Consider the following 3,461-nt stretch of genomic DNA (forward strand, 5'->3'; position numbering starts at 1 on the left):
ACCATTTTTAAGAATAATGGACGAGGAACGCCAACAAGTCGTTTAAATTCCCCATCATTAAATCTAGTTAAATTTTCATATTTCATGGGACTAGTATAAACAATTTTTTACTTTCGCAAGAGGTCTAATCTATAGATCAAATTATAGAAAAATTTATAGATAACATCAGATTTAAACCTCGTAAGCATAGAACTAATATTTATGTTACAAGGAAATCAGGATTGTATAAATGTGGTCGATTCACACTTACACCTTTGCTTAACTTATATATTAATGAACATGCTAAATCCATATTGGATATTATGCAAAAGTCAATAGAATATATAGATCCACCTTATCTCACCAACAATCAAGATGTTCCTATATTTCCGATAATATTACCAACAAACCCAACTAAAATATATTTATATGTTGATGGTTATTGGTTGCTTAAAAGTAGATTTTTTTTCGTAACCAACATAAAAATTAATGCTCCCTATAGTAGCTTTGAATATGAATTTATTTTTAATTGAACCATTGTAAATATTATTACAATGGTTCAATTAAAAATTAATGAATGTTATTAGACTCAATTATTAATTCATCTTTATTCTCATTTTCTTTATTGTTAGATTCATAATAAAATTGATATTGGGCAGATTTTAATTTTACAGTTTCAGGATCAAACCTAATTGTCATATCATAATAACTACTGTCACTAGTTTGCCATTCAAGTATATTCTGAGTATTTGCAACCAAATAGCCATAATATTTTACTTTCTTATAGAATTTTTTTAACTCTTTATATCTTAAATATAAAGTCCTAGAAGAAATTTCTATCCCATTATCTTCTAAAATAATTTTTGCCTGATCACTAAGAGTCAAAGTATCATTAGACTCCTCAAAATAAATAGCTGTTTTGCTACCATTACACAGAAAACTTAAAATTTCATAAGCTCCTAGCATACTTGCCCATCTAGCTTTTGTTCCAGGGAAAAAAACTTCTCTCTTTAATAAGTCATTTGAATAGATAAAGAAATTATTAAAATTTTCACTACCAATTTTAGATGCGATTGGCAGACTTATTTTATGGAAATTCTTTACTGTTATGAACATTGTTTCAACTATATCGAAATACTTATCCTTTAACTGCTTTCTACCTTCAAAGGACAGATTATCACTAGGAAAGTGTAACTCTATTTTCTCCAACTTAATAAAAGTCATTATTTTTTTCATATACTTTCTAAATAATTCAAATTCAATTAAAAGACTTAATCTAAGTAAAAAATCATCCTCCTCAAAGTGGATATCAGTTTCATTATTTTTTCCGATAAAATCATAATCAATTATTTTTTTATATAAGTTTAAACTTGGTTTTTCAAAGTCAAAGAAAAAGGATCTAACTGTTAAGTTAAATATATAATCCAGCTCATATCCAGCTTCTTTAATTTCTACAAAAACTTCTGAAAATATTTTTATAAAAATATCTAAATCTAGTTTTTTTTCTTTAATAAAAGAAAATAGTTTCTCAAGAGAAAAATCTGCTCTTACATTACAATATTTTATATAACTTTCTTCTGACATTCCTATATCTTTTTTCAAAAAATTAATCATTTTTTCATATTCATCTTTTTCATTATTTAAATATATTTCTAAAGCACAAATTAAGTAATGCTTATAAATATTTCTTTTTTCATCTGGAATCTTATATTCAATTAGTTTGTGATTGATTAAATTTAAAAAGAACTCATAAAAATAAACTGAATCATGCTTACTTAATAAAGTATGAGAAATTTCATAAAAATAAACTAGATCTAAAAGATTGAAAAAGGCTTTCTGCTGTTTTGAAATTCTTGGCATTTTTAGTGTCTATAAAAGTACATTCCTATCCACCCATTATAAACACTGGTTTTATTTCATACAATCAAATTATCGAAGGGAAACATAGTCGGGCAGATAGTCATGCAATTTACTAATCATATGCATCAAAGAATGAGTCAACGTGGATGTACTAAATCAATGGTGGAGTTCGCGCTATCGGAAGGGAGTGTACGAGGTGATAAATATATTATTAACAGGAAAACCACCCAAAAATATTTGTCAAATATAGACAATAAAATCAAAAACTTAAGATGGAGATTGCAAGAAAAGAATCAAACTTCTTATCAAGAAATTTTGAATGAACTTCATGAGCTTCAAAAAAGTCGCCGAATTGCTCTAAAGATTTTAGATAAGGGTGGAATAACAGTTGTTCTTGATGGAGAAGATCTAATTACCACTTACAACATAAACAGTTTTAAACGTTGTTAATTTTAAACCAAAGAGAGTTAATTTATGAATAATTTAAAACCAGGCCAACACATTAAAGTTTCTAGAGTTTTTTATACCCACCATGGTATTTATATCGGTGATAACCAAGTCATTCACTACTCTGGTTTTGCTGAAGCCTTCAAAAAAGGTTGTATTGAACTAACAACTTTAGAAGACTTTTTAGGGGGGTATGACTATTTTTCTGCCATTAATTATCCGTCAGATCAACAGATATATTCTCCTGATGAAGTCATTAGTAGAGCACTTAATTTCTTAGGGGAAGACGATTACAATCTCCTATTTAATAATTGCGAACATTTCGCATGTTGGTGTGTAACTGGAAAAAAACGTAGTGAGCAAGTACAAGCTGTTATGCAACAAACTTGCACTGCCTTAGTATCGTATAGCTTACTGAGAACAGGTACAGTAGTCGCAGCCGCCATCCCTATCGCTACGACCACAACAGTGAGTACAACTGCTTTAGGAAGTTCTCTACTCACTAATGCTGCTATAGGAGGATTTTTAGGAGCCGGCACTGCAACAGTTGCAACTGGTGCCTTAACTACTACTAGTGCTGCTCTTGGTACTGCCGCTTTAGGAGCAACGGCTGTTGTTGCAGCTCCTGTTATTCTAACTGCGGGGTTAGCTACGGCTGTTGTTGGTGGGCTTTTCTCTTTCTTCAATGATTGAAATATTTAAAATTTGGCAGCGAAACTGCTGCCAAATTTATCTAAAAATTATGAAGCAATAAAAAATGAATCCACCGAAGCCTTACCTTGAACTTCTTTGTTAAAATGTTGTGTAAACACATTTATAAATTCATTAATAATCTCTTCATCAAAATCCATTGGTGCTTCTACAAGGATTGCATCATGCATTGGCAAAACAATCCTTATCTCAGGAACTTCATTAATCTTCATTAAAGGGCACTGTTGCAAATAGGCTGACATGATAAGCTAAATATCTTATTTATTTAGAGATACAGCAGATGAATCCCTTCCACGGTCGGCACTTTCAGGGTGAAATCATTCTTTGGGCTGTGCGCTGGTATTGTAAATATGGCATCAGCTATCGTGAACTTCAAGAAATGCTCGCTGAACGAGGCATAAATGTGGATCACAGTACAATTTATCGTTGGGTTCAGCGTTATGCTCCAGAAATGGAAAAACGGT

At 30.6% G+C, this 3,461-nt stretch carries 4 protein-coding genes and 2 pseudogenes; 3 read left to right on the plus strand and 3 right to left on the minus strand.

Annotated elements, in window-relative coordinates; genetic code table 11:
• Positions 1-86, minus strand: a pseudogene (locus FTU45_RS15175) (IS5/IS1182 family transposase); the annotation flags it as partial.
• Positions 87-549: 463 nt separating this feature from the next.
• Positions 550-1,839 carry a hypothetical protein gene (locus FTU45_RS15180; RefSeq protein WP_180076684.1) on the minus strand — a complete coding sequence of 430 codons (1,290 nt, stop codon included), beginning with the start codon at positions 1,837-1,839 and terminating at the stop codon, positions 550-552.
• 132 nt (positions 1,840-1,971) lie between these two features.
• On the opposite strand from FTU45_RS15180, the gene FTU45_RS15185 reads away from it, so the two are divergent.
• Both FTU45_RS15185 and FTU45_RS15190 read left to right on the plus strand, forming a co-directional pair.
• Positions 1,972-2,289, plus strand: a complete 318-nt coding sequence (locus FTU45_RS15185; RefSeq protein WP_257224075.1) for a hypothetical protein — start codon at positions 1,972-1,974, stop codon at positions 2,287-2,289.
• A gap of 24 nt (positions 2,290-2,313) precedes the next feature.
• Positions 2,314-2,979: a lecithin retinol acyltransferase family protein gene (locus FTU45_RS15190; protein WP_180076686.1), complete on the plus strand. Its 666-nt coding sequence runs from the start codon at positions 2,314-2,316 to the stop codon at positions 2,977-2,979.
• A gap of 47 nt (positions 2,980-3,026) precedes the next feature.
• Here the strand turns inward: FTU45_RS15190 and FTU45_RS15195 are convergent, their stop codons facing one another.
• Positions 3,027-3,239 (minus strand): hypothetical protein, encoded by a 213-nt coding sequence (locus FTU45_RS15195; RefSeq protein ID WP_180076687.1) that lies wholly within the window; start codon positions 3,237-3,239, stop codon positions 3,027-3,029.
• A gap of 38 nt (positions 3,240-3,277) precedes the next feature.
• On the opposite strand from FTU45_RS15195, the pseudogene FTU45_RS15200 reads away from it, so the two are divergent.
• Positions 3,278-3,461: pseudogene (locus FTU45_RS15200) on the plus strand (IS6 family transposase); the annotation flags it as partial.

It is taken from the genome of Acinetobacter sp. YH12106, from assembly GCF_013418995.1.
Lineage (GTDB): Bacteria > Pseudomonadota > Gammaproteobacteria > Pseudomonadales > Moraxellaceae > Acinetobacter > Acinetobacter pseudolwoffii.